This window comes from Bacillus sp. FSL W8-0640, from assembly GCF_038007725.1.
Taxonomy (GTDB): Bacteria; Bacillota; Bacilli; order Bacillales; family Bacillaceae_G; genus Bacillus_A; species Bacillus_A cereus.
In genome coordinates this window covers 37,153-54,299 of the sequence record NZ_JBBOXT010000002.1, presented here as the reverse complement: position 1 = coordinate 54,299, position 17,147 = coordinate 37,153, and the positions used below count along the sequence as shown (strand labels likewise).

The following is a 17,147-nucleotide window of genomic DNA, read 5'->3' as shown; positions in this document are numbered from 1 at the left end:
TTTTTATCCTTTAGCAATTCCTAACATAATGCCAGCTGCAATAATAAAGATTATTCCAATGACAATCGCAATAAATTGTCGTTTTGTTTTCTTTTCACCTAATATAAAAATTCCACCTAAAGTTGAGATCACGATCCCCATTTGGGAAAGGGAAAAACTTGTTGCGACCCCTACACGTGGCTGGGAGATAAATAAAAACATATTTCCTGCTGCCCAAATTAAACCAGGAATAATATTGCGAATCGCATATTTATTAAATGGTTGATGCTTAAAGGTTAGTAGAATTCCACCTAACACCATACCAATGGCTTGTGGTAATAACGCTGACCATCCGTCTATACTGAATAGGCGGATAACTATCACATATACTAAGTAACCAAGAGTTGAAATTAATAAAATCACAATCCCTTTTTTGAAACTCCCTGTTTTTTCATCGTTTTTTTCTTCTTTGCTTTGGAGAGATGTGAGAACGATTCCAATTATGATACAAAGCAGTGCCAGAACACCTAATACAACAGATGTTGTTGTTGACCATTCATGAAATACAATGACCCCAAATAAAGTAGTCGAAACTAATTGCATCCCTGTTGAAATAGGCATTGTTTTAGAAACCCCAATTAAATCAATACTTTTCAATTGATTGGCTTGTCCTAATGCCCAAAATAGGCCTGATATAATCCCGATAATTATCACCATGGGCGTCAAAACGGGTTTTATAAAAATATAAACACCAATAGAAAAAACAAGAGCGCCAAGGGTAGTTCCAAGTATTTGACTGTAAGGACCGCCTCCTAGTTTAACGTTGAAGAGTACAATACTTCCCCAAAATAATGCTGGTAAAATCGCTAATAAAATATCCATTTTTTCTAACCTTCCTAAAATATATTTATTAAGTTGTATGCTTGTCCGAGACAGTATCTTTGTGTGGAGGGAATTATTTTAGAATAAGAGATGTTTTTCTGCCTGTAATATTTATTTACCCAAAATAAAAGAAAAATAACATCATGTTGAAAAAGAAAATAACTAGCACGAAATTAAAAAAGTTATTAGAAAAGAATATGACCAATACAATCTCAGGTTTTAAAAATAGGAATAATGGAGAAAAACTTGATGCAAAATTAAGCTATGTTATACAAAAACAACGCATTATGTTTATAAATGAGAAATAGAAATAATATCGCAAAATCTTAAATTTCATATATAAAATTAATAAGAAGTATGATATGATGAAAGTAACAAAATACTTCTAAAACTATCTTGCAAAAGGACACACCTACGCATACATATGCTATAGGTGTGTCCTTTTTTATGTATTTTTAAGATTTCAAGACTCAAAAGGGGGATATATATTGTGTACCAGTAATATAGCATCTGCTAATGTATCTTTTGAAAAATTGAAAAGTCAGGAAGAGAATGAAAAAAGCATGGCGTCAATATGCCTGAATTGTAAGAAACTTTCATTTAGAGAACTATATAATGATCATCCAAAATGGATACAGTTTTGCCTATGTTGTAATTATCGAGAAGTAAATACATTGGAAATTCCGTTTGTTTATTAGACACAGCTATTTACGTATTTTAAGTAGGAGGAAGAAATTTCGATATGAAAATATGGATTAAAGCTATTTGTATAACATCATTCGTAATTCAAATGTCAGCATGTAGTAATTCGACGCAAACAAAAAATGATTCAAGACCTGCCCAAACAGTACAAAACGGAATACAACAGCACACAGTAGGGAAAGGTATTGTAGATATTCCAGAAGCTTATAATGAGAAATTAAAAGGCTTAGAGACTGTTAAAGGGAAGGTAATGCATATAAAGGATGGAGATACGATAGACGTGAACGTAAACGGGCAGAAACAGACGGTAAGATTACTGTTATTGGATACCCCTGAGTCTGCATCTCAAAAAATCCCACCGCAAAAGATGGGAAAAGAAGCATCTTCATTTCTAAAGAAACAGTTAAAAGGAAAAAATGTAACACTAGTCTATGATCGTGGACCCAAAGAGGACAAGTATGGCAGGAAATTAGCATATGTATTTTGTGAAGGGATACATATAAACGAGTTAATGATCAAATCAGGATATGGTATTGTAGCTTACATTTCAAAACCTAACACTACTTTGCTACCACAAATGCTAGAAAGCGAAAAAGAAGCAAAAGCATCAAAGACTGGCGTTTGGAACATAAAAGGGTATGTGGATGAAGAGAAACATCATTATAACCGTAATGATGCGGCTTAGCATTCTAATCCATTGCAATACAAATATTTGTGCAAAATGGAGGTTTTTTGAATGAATGAAAACAAAAGAAATATGCTCTTATCCTTTATCATTTCAATTTTATTTATTTTCGCGGGCCTATTGCCATTTAGTAATAATGAATATGTGTATGTTATCTCCAAAATTGGTGCTGCAGCTGGTGTAATAAATATCGTGATGATGAGCGTTTTCTTGTATTTTCAAAGCAAAAAAACGGAACATTTATTAAATTAGTAAATTAAAACTTAATAGTTTTCCTTACTCATATCCTTTTAAGCTTGGTAAGGAAAACCGAAAAGGAGTGTGAAAGGTGAGTCAAGTACCTGGATTTTTAAAGTTTGTTTTAGCAAAAGAAAGACGGTATGTATATTTAGTTGTAGCAGAAAAGAAAAACAAAAAAGTACATACACACATGGTATATAGATTTGGTCCGCTAGAAAAAGCATTAGAAACCATGTACGAGATGCGTGATGATTTTGAAAAACTTTTCCCTCTAGAATTAAAAGAGAGGGGATACGATCGGGAAGATATCAATGATTGGATACTTTCTATTGAAACAGGGTACTCAAAACACGGAAATAAACTAGTCATATATTAGCAAATGTTTTGTATTTTAAAAAATAGGTGAGGCGAAAATAAGATGTTGATCATTCAAAAGTATCACATTGTATTTGCTTGGACGATAGCTACTAGCGCAATGTTAATTAGTTTGTTTTTTAGTGAATGGATGAAGCTGCCACCATGTGATTTGTGCTGGTATCAAAGGATGGCCATGTATCCATTAGTATTGATATTGGGGATAGGAATGTACAGAAAAGATCCGAACGTCAGCACGTATGCATTCCCATTTGCGTGTATCGGCTTAATGTTATCTGTATATCAAATTACAATTCAAACGTTTCCAGCTAGTGAGATGAAGATATGTTCAGTAGGAGTTTCTTGTACAGAAGATTACCTGAATTTATTTGGTTTCATCTCGATACCTATGCTATCTTTTGTTGGGTTTTTAGCTATAATCGTACTTCTGTACATAAAACCAAACAGTAAATTAAATCGGAGTAAAACAGATCGCTAAACAAGAGAGATTTACATGTAAGTCTAATTAAATGCATTAAAAACTTAATTTTAAAATAAAAAATATGAAAAGGAAGATAATAAAAATGAAAACACTACAAGTAAATAATGAAATGAACAAAATTCCAGAGGCAGATGTAGAATTACTTAAGATCATGGCTCACCCAGTTAGACTACAAATTGTAAAAGAGTTAGAACATCGTAAGATTTGCAATGTAACACAGTTAACGGAGCTATTAAATATACCTCAATCTACCGTATCTCAGCATCTTTCTAAAATGCGCGGAAAAATTCTTCTTGCAGAAAGAAAAGGATTGGAGATGTACTATCATATTGCAAATTCCAAAGCATGCCAGATTGTTAGTGTACTAGGTTTATAATTAGCTTAAACTAAATAGCAGATTATGAGATTAAAAATAAAATAAGGGCAGCCATATCAGGCTGCCCTTATTTTATTTGTGATTTTGCATATATTTTTGCACATTTAGTATAGCAAACATTTTTCTTTCCTATCAAACTTCAATCTTATTTTTTTCTCAATATGTTTCGTTTACTTTTATATTATAATAAGTTTAGTTCTTTTTATTTATGCATATTTCCTGGGGTGAATCCTTTTACTGAGGATTCCTTTTTTATTTTTAACTACATCATAAGTAAACATAATTTAAATTGGATTTTAAACTGGTATTCATAGGGTTACCACCAGCATTTCGGAAAAAACCCACGCTAAGAGTATGCAAGATTATATACAGTTTTTTTACTAATCCAGCAACTAACGAGAAACCTAAAACCGCGCCATAATAGGAATGTATAAAAAAATGCATAGGTCCATAGAACGAAAAAAGGAGGTTCCCTTGTGAGAGTAGGGTTCCTCCTTTATCCATGCTACCGATAATGAGACGTTATGTTAACCTCATATGTATACAATATTCAACCGAAAACAAACAACATATCACCTCTCTCAAATGGTAAAATAGGGAAAAAGGATGTTCTAAATAATACCTTTAGAAACCACTCCTTATCACATAGGAGTTACCAAAAAAAGAGATGAAAAAGAAAAAAAGTAAAGGGGAGGGGCATATGTGAAATATATTAATGGATTGTACATATCACTTATATTAATGATGTTCATTAATTTACTTAATATTACAATGTTTGATAATAAATACTCAGGGATAACAATGTATATCTCTTCCGTTATATTCACAATTGGAAGCGCATTTTTCATAAATGCAAAACGGCTTAAAATTAGGGAGAAAAAATAAAACCTCTTGCAACTCAGAATCACTTAAGTCCTCCAGTTAAACAATCTGAAGGAGTTTTTTTATAAATTCCGACTACGAAAATAAGTAAAAGAACAATTAAAACCATATTGTTTTCGTTAGAAATAAAGGAGAAGTATTGGAATGAAGAGATATACATACTTACCGCCTAAAGTAAAAGATTCTACTAAATCAGTTGATGTTATAGATGAAGCTGGAAATAAAGTGTTCACATTTAAAAGAAAGTACAAAAATATGTTATCAAGAATGGTAACCTATGTATGGAATATTGATTGGAACGTTCAAATTGATGTCTATTCCAACGATAGAGATATAGTTTATCAGTGTATAAAGAATACCAAATGGTTGGGAAAACCTACATATAAAGTTATTAACTATATGACGAGTGAAGAATATGAGGTAAGTTATATTTCATGGCAAGTTATATCCCCTGAGCTTCTTATTAAATCTGAATCTTGGGAACTCATAGTAAAGAAAGTGCCAATGGATTGGGCAAAATTTTATTATCAAGGTAAAGAAATAGCAAGGTGGAGAATGAAGAGATCAGAATTGTTTAAAACATACTTAGAGATAGAAAAAGATTCCCCTATACAAGAACCAGAATTTTTTACGAGTATTGCACAAAGTCTGTTTTATATCGGTGAATAATTAACTTCCAATAACGAAAATTATGTAAATAAGCTATCCATATGGGCAGCTTATTTTATTTTTTGCTTAGCGTGGTTTTTTTTCGAAATGCTGACGGTACCCCATCGCTATCAAGCTAAGATTTTAAAGTACCCCCTAAACGATAATTTTGTGTTTTTTACAGCACCGAAGTTCATTTTTACCGTTTTGGGGCAACCTTTTCTGTTAGGTTGATAGATATGGGGTAGCACCACATTGCTATCAAGTTAAGGTTATAAAAAGTCAATTCAAGGCGAAATTGTGTCCTTTTTTTAAAGGGAGAGTATATTGCTTTATCTATTGTAAATAATTTTGAGTCCGATAAACCTTTTATTCTTGGCACAAAATTAAATCTTAATAAATGGTTAAATCAAAAAATCTATTTTGTGTAACCGACTGTGTCTGTATACAACAATAGGACTTTACTTGGAGTGATAGGTATGATAGGCTCGTTATTCAGAAAAGATTCCAATTGAGAAAAGCACATCCATAAGGGAGGGTTGGTAACCATGAGTGATAAAGTACTTATTGTGGAAGATGAACGCGAAATTGCCGATTTGGTTGAGCTATACTTGAAAAGCGAGAATTATACGGTTTTCAAATACTATACCGCCAAAGAAGCGTTGGAATGTATAGATAAGAATGTGTTTGACCTTGCAATATTGGATATCATGCTTCCTGACGTAAGTGGTCTCACTATCTGTCAAAAAATAAGGGAGAAGCACACCTATCCAATTATCATGTTGACGGCGAAAGATACGGAAGTAGATAAAATTACAGGGCTAACAATTGGTGCAGACGATTATATTACAAAACCCTTTCGCCCATTAGAGTTAATTGCGCGAGTCAAGGCGCAGTTACGCCGATATAAAAAATACAATGGAGTAACGGCACAGAACGAGAATGTTATCGTTCACTCTGGTCTTGTCATGAATATAAGCACGCATGAGTGTTCACTGAACGAGAAGCCGTTATCCCTCACTCCCACCGAGTTTTCAATCCTGCGTATCCTCTGTGAAAACAAGGGAAATGTGGTTAGCTCTGAGCAGCTGTTTCATGAGATATGGGGTGACGAATATTTCAACAAGAGCAATAACACTATCACCGTGCATATCCGACATCTGCGAGAAAAGATGAACGACACCGTTGATAATCCGAAGTATATAAAAACGGTATGGGGGATCGGCTATAAAATTGAAAAATAAAAATAAGAATAAAAAAATCGATTATTCAAAATTAAAACGAAAACTCTACCAGTATATCCTTGCGATTGTCATGGCAGCAGTTGTATTTGTGCTGTTTTTACGTCTATTTATCAAAGGGACACTTGGGGAGTGGATCGTACGTTTTTTGGAAAACAGTTATCACTTAGAGCGTTGGGACGCAATGATAATATATCAGTATACTATACGGAACAATATAGAAATTTTTATTTATGTGGCGGTTGCCGTTAGTATTCTTATTCTATGTCGCGTTATGCTTTTGAAATTTGTAAAATACTTTGACGAGATAAATACCGGTATTGATATACTTATTCAGAACGAAGATAAACAAATTGAGCTTTCTGCGGAAATGGAGTTCATGGAACAGAAGCTCAACACATTAAAGCGAACCCTTGAAAAGCGAGAGCATGATGCAAAGCTGGCCGAACAAAGAAAAAATGAAGTTGTTATGTACTTGGCACACGATATTAAAACGCCTCTTACATCAGTTATCGGTTATCTGATCCTGCTTGACGAGGCACCAGACATGCCAAGAGAGCAAAAGGCAAAGTATGTCCATATCACGTTAGACAAAGCGTATCGACTGGAACAGCTAATCGACGAGTTTTTTGAGATTACGCGATATAACCTTCAAACGATTACGCTCACGAAAAAGCACATAGACCTATACTATATGCTGGTGCAAATGACTGATGAACTTTATCCCCAGCTTGCCGCGAAGGGCAAACAAGTGGTACTCCATGCTTCTGAAGATTTGACCGTATTTGGTGACCCTGATAAGCTAGCGAGAGTCTTTAACAATATTTTGAAAAACGCCGCTGCATACAGCAAGGACGGCAGCGTAATTGACATTACGGCGGACCTCTCCGAGGATTTGGTATCCATCGTTTTCGAGAACGACGGATACATCCCGAAAGATAAACTCGCTACCATTTTTGAAAAGTTTTACAGATTGGATGATGCCCGTTCTTCTGATACGGGTGGCGCGGGACTTGGATTGGCGATTGCAAAAGAAATCATTGTTCAGCATGGTGGACAGATTTACGCGGAAAGTAATGATAACTCTACGACATTCACGGTAGAGCTTCCAGCCTTCCAAGACTTGATTGATAAAGGTGGTTCTTAGAAAATAATCATTGTTTCTTAAGGAATTCTTAAGGTTATCTCTACTTTTTCTTAGGAAATTAACAATTTAATATTAAAAAATGGCTCGTTCTTATACGGTAGACTTAAACCATAAGAACGAGCTTTTTTTATTTCGTTAAAGAAAGATATGATAACTTATGCGTGGATTAAAATAGCTCACATGTTTAGAAAAAGAGTGACAAAAATATTTCTTTTCCTTTTAGCGAATTATGTCAAATGAGCAATCTGCTGTTTTGGAGGTTCCTGCACATACCACTGAACACAGAGTATCCACATATAGATATAGCATCGCTTTGCAGAAAGTAATAGTTAATAGTTACATATCTGAAATCTTCAGCGCCGAATCACCGTATCATTATCATCAAGTCACTTACTTAAGGAGGAAGCTGAAAATGAAGAAGTGGTGTTTTTTATTGTTATTGTTATTTTGCTTAGGTTTTGTCCTCATGAATAAAGCACTATTTTTCAGAATAAAGTAGAGGTTCAAAAATATGATCAAAATCACAAAGATAACATAGATAATACAGGGACTACCTCAATTATCCAAAAGAAAGAGATTGTAAAAGAACAGATTTATCAAGGGAATCTGCTCTTAATTAACAGTAAATATCCTATTCGCCAAGAGAGTGTAAAATCGGATATCGTAAATTTATCTAAACATAATGAATTGATAAATGGATACGGGTTGCTTAATAAGAATATTTATCTATCAAAAGAAATAGCAAAAAAATTTTCAGAGATGATTAATAATGCTGTAAAGGAAGGTATTAATCAATTTTTTATTAATAGTGGTTATCGTGACTTTGATGAACAAAGTGGACTTTACCATGAGATGGGGGGCTGATTATGCCTTACCAGCAGGTTATAGTGAACATAATTCAGGTTTATCACTTGATGTAGGATCAGGCTTAACGAAAATGGACCGAGCACCTGAAGGGAAGTGGATAGAAAAAAATGCTTGGAAATACGGATTTATCTTACGTTATCCCTCGGATAAAACGGATGTTACAGGAATTCAATATGAACCTTGGCATATTCGCTATGTCGGTTTGCCTCACAGTGCGATTATGCAAGAAATGAATTTAGCCTTGGAAGAATACCTGGATTATTTAAAAGAAGAAGAGAGTATTTCAGCAAGTATTGGTGGGGAAAAATATAAGATTTCATATTATCCCTTTTTTCAAAACAAAACAATCGACGTTGAAATACCAGTAAATGGATTGTGTGAAATGTCTGGAAATAATATAGATGGGATGATTGTGACCACCCGTTCTTGAATTATATTCTAAAATGACAAAGTTATAGATTAAAATGTAAAGTTAGGAGATTCTATATGCATTCAGGAGTTTTGATTAATTATTTATATACTTATTTTTTTACTATTATTTTTTGTATAGTGTTTCAAATTGGATTTTATTTTAAAACGAGAAAAAATATATCTATTCAGCATTTACTATGGGTGTATGTTTTTCTATTCTACCTTTCACTAGTGTATAAGGTAACGCAGATAGGGACTATATGGGACATAGGGGGTTACGAAACATTAATTCGTGCAAATCAAATTAACTTGATTCCATTTGCTTCTGAAGGTATGACTACTTATGTCTTAAACATTTTACTGTTTATGCCATTAGGTTTTTTATTGCCGACTATTTGGCCGCAGTTTAGAACAATAAAAAATACCGCCTATGCTGGATTCGGTTTTTCATTGGCTATTGAGTTAGGTCAATTGCTAGATAATAGAATTACAGATATTGATGATTTATCTATGAACACCCTGGGAGCAATTATTGGGTATTTATTATATAGAATATTATTCAAAATGATATATAAAAGAGATGAAAAAAAGATTGATAATAATATTTCTCTAGTAATAAAATACGAGGCTGTTTTTTATTTAGTTTGCTCATTTATAGGTATGATGTTAATCTATTATCCAGTTTTATTTAGACGGCCTCTAATCCTTCAATAAGGTGATTAAGATACTGTCAGATAATGTGAATATAACAAATTGCTTCTTAAATAATAGTATATTACATATACTCATTTATATTAAATTCTCATAGAAAACTTTCAAAACTATTCTTACTGAAGGGTGAGTGGTTATTGAATTGATTTCTATTGTCCCGTGTTATATCAAAGTACCGGCCTGTAATTAACAATTATATCCATTGTGGAAAGATCAGATAGGCTGTAATATTTACGAGTATTTAAATGTCGAAAATTGTTTAAAGCATTTCAACCAATATTTAAGAGGAGCATACAATGAATAAACTAAAAAAGTTACTGAAACGTAAAACGACTTGGATAATTCTTATCTTATTCGTATTTGTTTATGTAAATAACAGTTCTTTTTTTGCTAAGAGGGACGATGGAACGCCTCTTCTTCTTGCTCACCGAGGACTTTCGCAAACATTTAGCATGGAAGAGATTGAGAGCGATACATGTACAGCAGAACGTATAAATAAACCTGAACATTCTTATTTAGAAAATACAATTCCATCTATGGAAGCGGCATTTAAAGCTGGAGCTGATCTAGTAGAGTTTGATGTTCAACCAACTAAAGATAATAATTTTGTTATTTTTCATGACTGGACTCTTGATTGCCGTACCAATGGTAAAGGTGTTACAAGAGATTTTACAACAAAAGAACTACAAGCACTTGATATTGGTTACGGTTATACAGCTGATGGGGGTAAAACATTCCCGTTTCGTGGCAAAGGGACTAATCTTATGCCAACACTTGATGAAGTACTTACCCATTTTCCAGACCGTTCTTTTCTTATTCATATTAAAAGTGATGATGAAAATGAAGGAATCCAATTGGCTACTTACCTCAAGAAATTACCAGCGAAGCGCCTTGATCAACTAACTGTATATGGTGGCGATAAACCAATTGCTGCGATAAAAGAGCGCATCCCTAGTTTAAGAATAATGTCAAAAGCGACCATGAAAAAAGATCTTATTACTTATATGGCATTAGGGTGGACTGGCTACATACCTTCAAGCCTGAAGCATGGAGAATTACATATACCAGACAAAGTAGCTCCTTGGCTTTGGGGATGGCCAAATCGTTTTCTTAATCGAATGGATAAAGCAGATACTCGAGTTATCATTGTAGGAGGAAATGGGTTTGGGTTTTCAAGTGGATTTGACTCATCTGAAGATATAAAACGCCTTCCTGATGATTATACAGGTGGAATTTGGACAAATCGCATTGATAAAATAGCACCTGTATTTAAGAAATAAGGGATAATATAACAGTCGAAGTTCTTTCATCTGTTTAACTATTTATATTTTAAAAAAAGACTTATTAATAATTTTAAAGGTTTATATACCGATAAACACCCCTGATTTCCTATGAACAATGGAAATCAGGGGTGTTTTTTGGATGAATAGAACTTATTTTATTTATATTCAAACAGAAGTACGAAAACGATTAAATAATTACTCGCAGGATGTAAAAAATGAGCTGAATCCTCATAAATAACTAACTGTAGAAAAGAAAATTTTCCGTTTGGGGGTACTTTAAAAATCTTGGGTTGATGGATGTTTGGCGGTACCCCATCGCTATCAAGCTAAGACTTTCGTCTACCCCCTAAATGAAAAAATACAATCTATTCTTTCTACCGAAACATAAGAATAGATTGTATTTTTATGTCTAAATTTATATTTCATATTCAAATCCAATTCAGTCCTATAGGTTCCCTACAAAGAAGAAGGGAATTTCATCTATTTATAGTGATTTTTAAGCATTGCAAAATAGAGTATATGTATATAATGTTATATATAGTTTAAAAGAAATTCATATTATACTTATAATAAATGGATATGGGATATAACAATATGGGATGAACTTTCATATTAAATTTATCAAAAAAGAAAGAGGAAAATGAGAGATGAAAATCAGTTCAAACATAAATAACAGGTTCTATCCTTTAAATACTACAGTTTTAAATAATAAATCTTTAAGTACTACAACTTCACGTATAGTGAACAGTAATCAAAAATATATTCCTAAAAGTAAGACTAGGGATAATCAATTTTCCGAAAAAAGTATAGAACAACATATCAATAACAAATATAATGCAATTAACTCACAGGGTCTCAGTATATTTGAATTTCTTAAAATGTTATTGGATATGGGTGTACCTATGTCAATAATTACAGAAATATTGGTGGGAATGTTAGAGGGGCATAGTAAGAAGAATGAAGAAGCGGAGAAAGAGACAGAAAAAGGAACAGAGAACGAATTAGAACAAGGGTTAAGTAACATTCAGAAAGAATAACAATTTTTAGATTTTTATCGAATCAAGTATTCAAAATCCTTTTTAAATATCTACTTTTCTTTTGGGTGTTTCTCTTACTCTTCTTTAAAGTGTAAAAGTACGCTATTCTTTCTGTATAATTATGGGAAAAGAGGGTGTTTTTTCATATTTGTGAGATAGTTTTAGAGGCGAAAATAATAGAAATAGAAAGAGTGAAAGTAATCTATATACACCTTAATGTAAAATATATATTGCATTAATATTGTTTATAATTTAATATATAGAATATAAGATGAATAGTATGAGAATTATTTTTATAAACGGGGTGTATTTAATGTCAGTAAGCAAAATAAAAATTGCAAGAACAGAAAAGGGGCTAACTCAACAAGAATTAGCTGTGCTTGTAAATGTTACTCGACAAACTATTGGTCTTATTGAACTTAATAAATATAACCCATCTTTAAGGCTTTGCATTGATATAGCTAAATCACTTGATAAAACTTTAGATGAATTATTTTGGGAGGAAAAATAGAATGGAAAAGCTAAAAAATTTGTTTTCACTCAGTACACATTCAGATGAAAGAATTCAGCAAATTGAAATGAAAATTTGGGCCCAGTCTGGAATTGTGATTTTATTGCTAGCCTTCCTAGATCTAATAATAAGGGGCGTATACTTACAAAGACCGTTTCTAGAATGGGCTACAGCTCTTGGTATCATTATCTGTTATATGGTATTTTTCTTTATTAGATCCATTTTAGCTGGTGTTTACGAACCAGAAATTGATAATAAGGAAAAATTAAAACAAAAATTAAAAGATAAATTATCTTATACCCTTATTTTATCTTTTTCTGGTGTAGCATACACTACATATCATAATCAATTACCTCAAGATATTGTTGGATGGATCTTAGTATGTATAAAGTTCATTCTACTTGTTACTATTTTGTTTGGTATTCAATATTTTATTACTATATTAGCTTGGAATAAATCCAATAAAATTTAATAAGTGTAGACAAAAAAGCTTATCTTTTAGTACATAATGATAAGCTTTTTATTATTTTCTTCATCTCTTTTTCGTTTTAGGGGGTATTTTGTTTTGTTGGCTTGATAGCAATGTGGCGGGCCCCCTAAATCAATAATTAAGAAGATAGCAAACATTTATATTAAAGGATTCTATATAAATAGGTAGAATCTAATTATTTGGTTCACATTTTAAACCAAGGGGTACAAATTCGGTGCGACGTGAAAAGGATTTGTTGAAACAATGGAAGGCAGATTTGCAAGCTATTCAAGAAGAGAAAAGGCTGAAGAAGAAGGCTAAGAAAAAGAATAAGAAATATAGCATTCCGGGTAATACGGCTGACTTCATGGATGGCAAGAATACTTATCGTAAAGAGAATGGGGTATGGAAGCAAAGAAATAAATAATGTGAGGATAAATAAGTATAATCAAGTTTATAGCAATTGACTTTTTCTTACTTAAGAATTGTGGAAGGGTAAAAAATTCGAGTAATTATATTCCGAAAGGTGTGTTTAATATACTATTAAATAGCGTTTTTACTTATAAATCTAAGGACGGAAAAGCAGTCACAATTAGAGAAGCTAAAGAACAGGATGCAGAAAGAATGTTAAACTCTGCTTCAAGAGCTTTAATAGACGCTCCATACATGCTAAGTACGGTTGAGGATGTAAAGCAGATGAGTGTTGATGCAATTCAAAAAACGTTAAAAGCTTATTACGAAAATCCAAATTATGTACAGTTTATTGCCGAAGTTGATGGCAAGTTAGTCGGGGCAATAGATTTTAAGAACGGAAACAAAGAGAAAATTAGTCATCAAGGAGTTTTTGCGATGACTATACTACCTGAATATCGAAATTATGGCATTGGAAGAGCTCTTCTAGAAACGTTAATCAATTGGGCTAAAAATAACAGTAAGATTGAAAAGGTTTGTCTTGAGGTAATGGAAGATAATTTAGGTGCAATCAAGTTATATAAGAATCTAGGATTTTTTGAAGAAGGTAGAAAAGCAAAGGGGGTAAAATTGGATGATAGCTATCAAGATTTAATATTAATGGCTTTATTCGTTTAAAATTGAACATTATTCAAGAATGGGTCGCTATTTTTTGAATAGAACTTAGATTTTTAAATGTAGTGTAGTGCTTTGGAAATAAACTATAATCACCAAACATAGACAAAATCCCTGATTTTGATTAAAAACAGGGATTTTGTGCATTTTAATGGACTTAGGGGACATGAATAAAATAATGCTGCTTATTTGAAAAAAGCACTCATTACTTAAAGAAGATCATGTTGATGTTTCTATCTAATAGGGAGAGTGAAAGGGTTGCTGTCATAGACTGCAAGGAAAAAACACAGAGAGTTCTGTGCTTTTTCTGTTCCCTGCTAAATGAACCTTTTAGTAAATACATTTTTAATTCACTTTATTGTCTTTTTATAAGATGTATCAACTCCTATTTCCCTGATGTTCTGTAGTTTTTTTGATAATATCTCGCATGTTTAGGATAAAGAATAGAAGGAAAACCAAAGCTATGATTCCGTTAACCCAGTAGTATGTATGTCCTGTTGTTAATCCAGTATAGAAAGAAAAGGAATTCCAAACTAAAAGGATTGTTGAACAGATAGTAGAGATCAATAATGAACTAAAACTCCTCATGATTGTCACCTCGATTCAGAATGTTAGTGGTCAATTTATAATTGTATATTTAAGTAAATAGATTTAAAAGGGTAGGATATAATAAAAAAATATAAAGGAATCACTGTGAGGCGAGGAATATGGATAGGTAGCGAATCCACTTCTTTTTTATTTTAAATAGAAAAAGGAATCTCGAAAGATCCCTTTTTCTACTTCCGATATATCTTAATCGCATATAAGTAAAGACATAAAATATTATATAACAATAAATAGATGAGAACAATAAGTATTTTAGTTAACATAAGGAGGAGTTATAAAAATTACTTCCTATTAGTACAGAAAGTGGTAGGTGATATGGGCGGCAAGGGAATACGTAAGAAAATTCTATAAGTCAATATCTTAGGCGAAGTCCGGAGCCTCTTACGCCGATACAATATTAGATAGTTTGTGTGAACATAGTAAAGAAGAGTCTGTATATATGGTTAACCATATTGTTGAGATAACATCAGAGAGTATAGACAGCCCAGATATAACATTTAAACAAAAAATCTATGTTAACTAAAAGTAATAATCTCCTATCACAATGTTTGATGGGAGGTTATTACTTTTCTGAAGATAAAATTAAATATCTTTATTATTCCTAAGAGTGCGAAAAGGATATTGGAATAAATCAATTGCGCTTCAGCTTTACATATATTATTGAAGGAAAAATATAAGATGGAAGAGGAAGATGTACTAGTAACATGTGATACGAATTGGGCTGTTGCAAATAGCTTATTAAAATCTGATGAATCTCCACCAATATCGTTTAATTGTCGAATGTAAAGGTGAAAGGATATTAACGAAAAAGCCAATTTAGTAGGAAGTAAATTTAAAAAGTCCTGTATTTTGACAGGACTTTCAAAAAGGGAACAACAGTTAACAATTGAAGGTACCTTTATATTACCATTACTGGTAATTTTATTCCACGTGTTATGTGTTGAGAAATAATCTCCTATGAGATGAAAAAAGTAACCAATGAAGTTAAGTGACGAATTGATGTAAAAAGGACATTTGGATCTGTAAGTAATGGATATAAAACATATAGTTATAGTCGAGAAAATGAACAGTTCATAAGCTAGAAAGTTTAGCTTGCATATAGCATATGTTGTAAAGAAAGGGTGGGGATGAAGTATGGAACGACCGAACTGGGGCATCGAGGGGTTAGTATTCGTGAGCTGTACGTTTCTTGGCGCGGGAGTGGGATTTATGTTTGGGAGCGCCCAAACTGGGTGGCTGATAGGGATGGGCGCTGGGTTTTTTGGTATGGCTTTGACGAGATGGATAGGAAAATAATATAACAGGTTCACTTTCTTCAATAAATAAAGCGATAGGCACATAAGAATGTACTTACATAGGATTTCAAAAAGAGACACCAAAGGGCGTCTCTGCATACTTACATTTCCACTTTAATTATTACAATACCCTTTTAACATACCTTTAGAAAAACGATTTGGATATAAAGCAATAAGCATCCCGTAGGGGCTTCCTTTCCAATAGCGTTGTAAGGGTGTCCGTAATTTTTGTTTTATGAGCCATCGTTGATTAAATACGTTTAATAGCTGTTTTTCATCCAGTTTTTCTTTCTCTTCAATGGTCCATCTTAATGCTTCTAGTGCTTTACATTTGGACCAAAAGCCAACTGGTGTAACTTTAAATTCCCATTCTTTAAAGCGACCGGGATATAAGTCGTTTATCATTTTAAATGGACTATTTCCCCACATTAATTGGCATGGAGACGCTAATCTGTGAGTCTTTAGCCACTTTATACTGTATACATCCAGTATTTGTTGGGGCGTTAATTTTTCTTTTTCTTCAATGGTCCATTTCAATGCTTCTAATGCTTTTTCTTTTGTCCAGAAGTTATTGGGCGTCATGAGAAATTCCCATTCTTTAAAACGACTAGGGTACAAATCGTTAATCATTGCAAACGGACTACTATTCCAGTACATAGCCAGAGGGGCACTAAGTTTGTTTTTCTCCAACCATTTTTTGCCGTATACGCGTAAGAGCTTTTCGTTCGATAAACCTTTTTTTTCTTCAATCATCCATCTCAAAATCGTTAATGCCTTTTCTTTCGTCCAAAAATTTAAAGGAGTCATACCAAACTCCCACTCTTTAAACTCACTTGGGTATAAATCATTTATTGCTTTAAAAGGGCTGTTTTCGTATCTATGTTTGAGTAATCCTCGCAATTTATATTTTACAAGTAATTGAGTGTTCCATTTTTTTCTGATGTCTTCCTTATCCCATTTTAAGATAATGTGTAATAAATATGTGATTACTCTGCGGGCAAGCTTATTATCCATATCTTCTTTCCAAGTATTCGGAGGGAATCGTTTCCTTTTTCCATCCAATATTTCTTGATAAATATCTTCAATCGCAACGACTTTCATTGACAATATATAAATCCTCCTACATTTGTATTTATATTTATACAGTATTAACATTCTAATTAATATATCTATATTATATAATTTAAATGAAATCATCATTAAAAACAATATATAATTTATTTTTTCTAAAAA

The 17,147-nt window shown here is 32.7% G+C and carries 21 protein-coding genes and 2 pseudogenes; 20 read left to right on the top strand and 3 right to left on the bottom strand.

Going from position 1 to position 17,147, the window contains the following annotated elements:
• Positions 1 to 3 precede the first annotated feature (3 nt).
• On the bottom strand, positions 4 to 861 hold the full coding sequence (locus N2V80_RS27530) for a GRP family sugar transporter (RefSeq protein ID WP_061654989.1): 858 nt from the start codon (positions 859 to 861) through the stop codon (positions 4 to 6).
• Between the two features lie 143 nt (positions 862 to 1,004).
• Between N2V80_RS27530 and N2V80_RS27525 the strand changes: the two genes are divergently transcribed.
• From N2V80_RS27525 to N2V80_RS27440, 18 genes and pseudogenes are all read left to right on the top strand, one after another.
• A complete protein-coding gene (locus tag N2V80_RS27525) occupies positions 1,005 to 1,169 on the top strand; it encodes a topoisomerase C-terminal repeat-containing protein (protein ID WP_340980982.1) in 165 nt (54 codons plus the stop codon).
• 434 nt (positions 1,170 to 1,603) lie between these two features.
• Positions 1,604 to 2,248, top strand: a complete 645-nt coding sequence (locus N2V80_RS27520) for a thermonuclease family protein (protein WP_061654987.1) — start codon at positions 1,604 to 1,606, stop codon at positions 2,246 to 2,248.
• A 51-nt stretch (positions 2,249 to 2,299) separates the two neighbouring features.
• On the top strand, positions 2,300 to 2,500 hold the full coding sequence (locus N2V80_RS27515; protein ID WP_061654986.1) for a hypothetical protein: 201 nt from the start codon (positions 2,300 to 2,302) through the stop codon (positions 2,498 to 2,500).
• Between the two features lie 76 nt (positions 2,501 to 2,576).
• Complete coding sequence (locus tag N2V80_RS27510) at positions 2,577 to 2,864, top strand: hypothetical protein (RefSeq protein WP_061654985.1); 288 nt, start codon at positions 2,577 to 2,579, stop codon at positions 2,862 to 2,864.
• Positions 2,865 to 2,906: 42 nt separating this feature from the next.
• Positions 2,907 to 3,341 (top strand): disulfide oxidoreductase, encoded by a 435-nt coding sequence (locus tag N2V80_RS27505; RefSeq protein ID WP_061654984.1) that lies wholly within the window; start codon positions 2,907 to 2,909, stop codon positions 3,339 to 3,341.
• An 85-nt stretch (positions 3,342 to 3,426) separates the two neighbouring features.
• Entirely contained in the window at positions 3,427 to 3,720 is a 294-nt protein-coding gene (locus N2V80_RS27500; protein WP_061654983.1) for an ArsR/SmtB family transcription factor, read from the top strand.
• A gap of 702 nt (positions 3,721 to 4,422) precedes the next feature.
• Positions 4,423 to 4,605 carry a hypothetical protein gene (locus tag N2V80_RS27495; RefSeq protein WP_061654982.1) on the top strand — a complete coding sequence of 61 codons (183 nt, stop codon included), beginning with the start codon at positions 4,423 to 4,425 and terminating at the stop codon, positions 4,603 to 4,605.
• A 141-nt stretch (positions 4,606 to 4,746) separates the two neighbouring features.
• On the top strand, positions 4,747 to 5,271 hold the full coding sequence (locus tag N2V80_RS27490) for a tubby C-terminal domain-like protein (RefSeq protein ID WP_061654981.1): 525 nt from the start codon (positions 4,747 to 4,749) through the stop codon (positions 5,269 to 5,271).
• Between the two features lie 527 nt (positions 5,272 to 5,798).
• The gene (gene vanR, locus N2V80_RS27485; RefSeq protein WP_061654980.1) at positions 5,799 to 6,494 is read left to right on the top strand and encodes a VanR-ABDEGLN family response regulator transcription factor; all 696 of its coding nucleotides are present in this window, start codon (positions 5,799 to 5,801) and stop codon (positions 6,492 to 6,494) included.
• Positions 6,484 to 7,638, top strand: coding sequence for a vancomycin resistance histidine kinase VanS (gene vanS / locus N2V80_RS27480; RefSeq protein ID WP_061654979.1), 1,155 nt, complete (start codon positions 6,484 to 6,486; stop codon positions 7,636 to 7,638). Before vanR ends, vanS begins: the two co-directional genes overlap by 11 nt.
• Before the next feature lie 412 nt (positions 7,639 to 8,050).
• Positions 8,051 to 8,935 (top strand): annotated as a pseudogene (gene vanY / locus N2V80_RS27475) (VanY-A/VanY-F/VanY-M family D-Ala-D-Ala carboxypeptidase).
• A 56-nt stretch (positions 8,936 to 8,991) separates the two neighbouring features.
• A complete protein-coding gene (locus N2V80_RS27470; RefSeq protein WP_061654978.1) occupies positions 8,992 to 9,630 on the top strand; it encodes a VanZ family protein in 639 nt (212 codons plus the stop codon).
• A gap of 293 nt (positions 9,631 to 9,923) precedes the next feature.
• Complete coding sequence (locus N2V80_RS27465) at positions 9,924 to 10,907, top strand: glycerophosphodiester phosphodiesterase family protein (protein WP_061654977.1); 984 nt, start codon at positions 9,924 to 9,926, stop codon at positions 10,905 to 10,907.
• A 650-nt stretch (positions 10,908 to 11,557) separates the two neighbouring features.
• A complete protein-coding gene (locus tag N2V80_RS27460; RefSeq protein ID WP_061654976.1) occupies positions 11,558 to 11,947 on the top strand; it encodes a hypothetical protein in 390 nt (129 codons plus the stop codon).
• Between the two features lie 313 nt (positions 11,948 to 12,260).
• Complete coding sequence (locus N2V80_RS27455) at positions 12,261 to 12,458, top strand: helix-turn-helix transcriptional regulator (protein ID WP_061654975.1); 198 nt, start codon at positions 12,261 to 12,263, stop codon at positions 12,456 to 12,458.
• Between the two features lies 1 nt (position 12,459).
• Positions 12,460 to 12,930: a DUF6773 family protein gene (locus N2V80_RS27450; protein ID WP_061654974.1), complete on the top strand. Its 471-nt coding sequence runs from the start codon at positions 12,460 to 12,462 to the stop codon at positions 12,928 to 12,930.
• Between the two features lie 232 nt (positions 12,931 to 13,162).
• Entirely contained in the window at positions 13,163 to 13,354 is a 192-nt protein-coding gene (locus N2V80_RS27445; RefSeq protein ID WP_061654973.1) for a hypothetical protein, read from the top strand.
• Between the two features lie 197 nt (positions 13,355 to 13,551).
• On the top strand, positions 13,552 to 14,016 hold the full coding sequence (locus tag N2V80_RS27440) for a GNAT family N-acetyltransferase (protein WP_061655003.1): 465 nt from the start codon (positions 13,552 to 13,554) through the stop codon (positions 14,014 to 14,016).
• A 382-nt stretch (positions 14,017 to 14,398) separates the two neighbouring features.
• Here N2V80_RS27440 and N2V80_RS27435 read toward each other — a convergent pair.
• Positions 14,399 to 14,601 (bottom strand): annotated as a pseudogene (locus N2V80_RS27435) (hypothetical protein).
• 678 nt (positions 14,602 to 15,279) lie between these two features.
• Here N2V80_RS27435 and N2V80_RS27430 point away from each other — a divergent pair.
• Positions 15,280 to 15,405 (top strand): hypothetical protein, encoded by a 126-nt coding sequence (locus tag N2V80_RS27430; protein WP_340980975.1) that lies wholly within the window; start codon positions 15,280 to 15,282, stop codon positions 15,403 to 15,405.
• A 387-nt stretch (positions 15,406 to 15,792) separates the two neighbouring features.
• Positions 15,793 to 15,915 (top strand): hypothetical protein, encoded by a 123-nt coding sequence (locus tag N2V80_RS27425; RefSeq protein WP_277996150.1) that lies wholly within the window; start codon positions 15,793 to 15,795, stop codon positions 15,913 to 15,915.
• A gap of 113 nt (positions 15,916 to 16,028) precedes the next feature.
• On the opposite strand, the gene N2V80_RS27420 is transcribed toward N2V80_RS27425, so the two are convergent.
• Positions 16,029 to 17,021 carry a DUF4046 domain-containing protein gene (locus N2V80_RS27420; RefSeq protein ID WP_061654972.1) on the bottom strand — a complete coding sequence of 331 codons (993 nt, stop codon included), beginning with the start codon at positions 17,019 to 17,021 and terminating at the stop codon, positions 16,029 to 16,031.
• Positions 17,022 to 17,147: the final 126 nt, after the last annotated feature.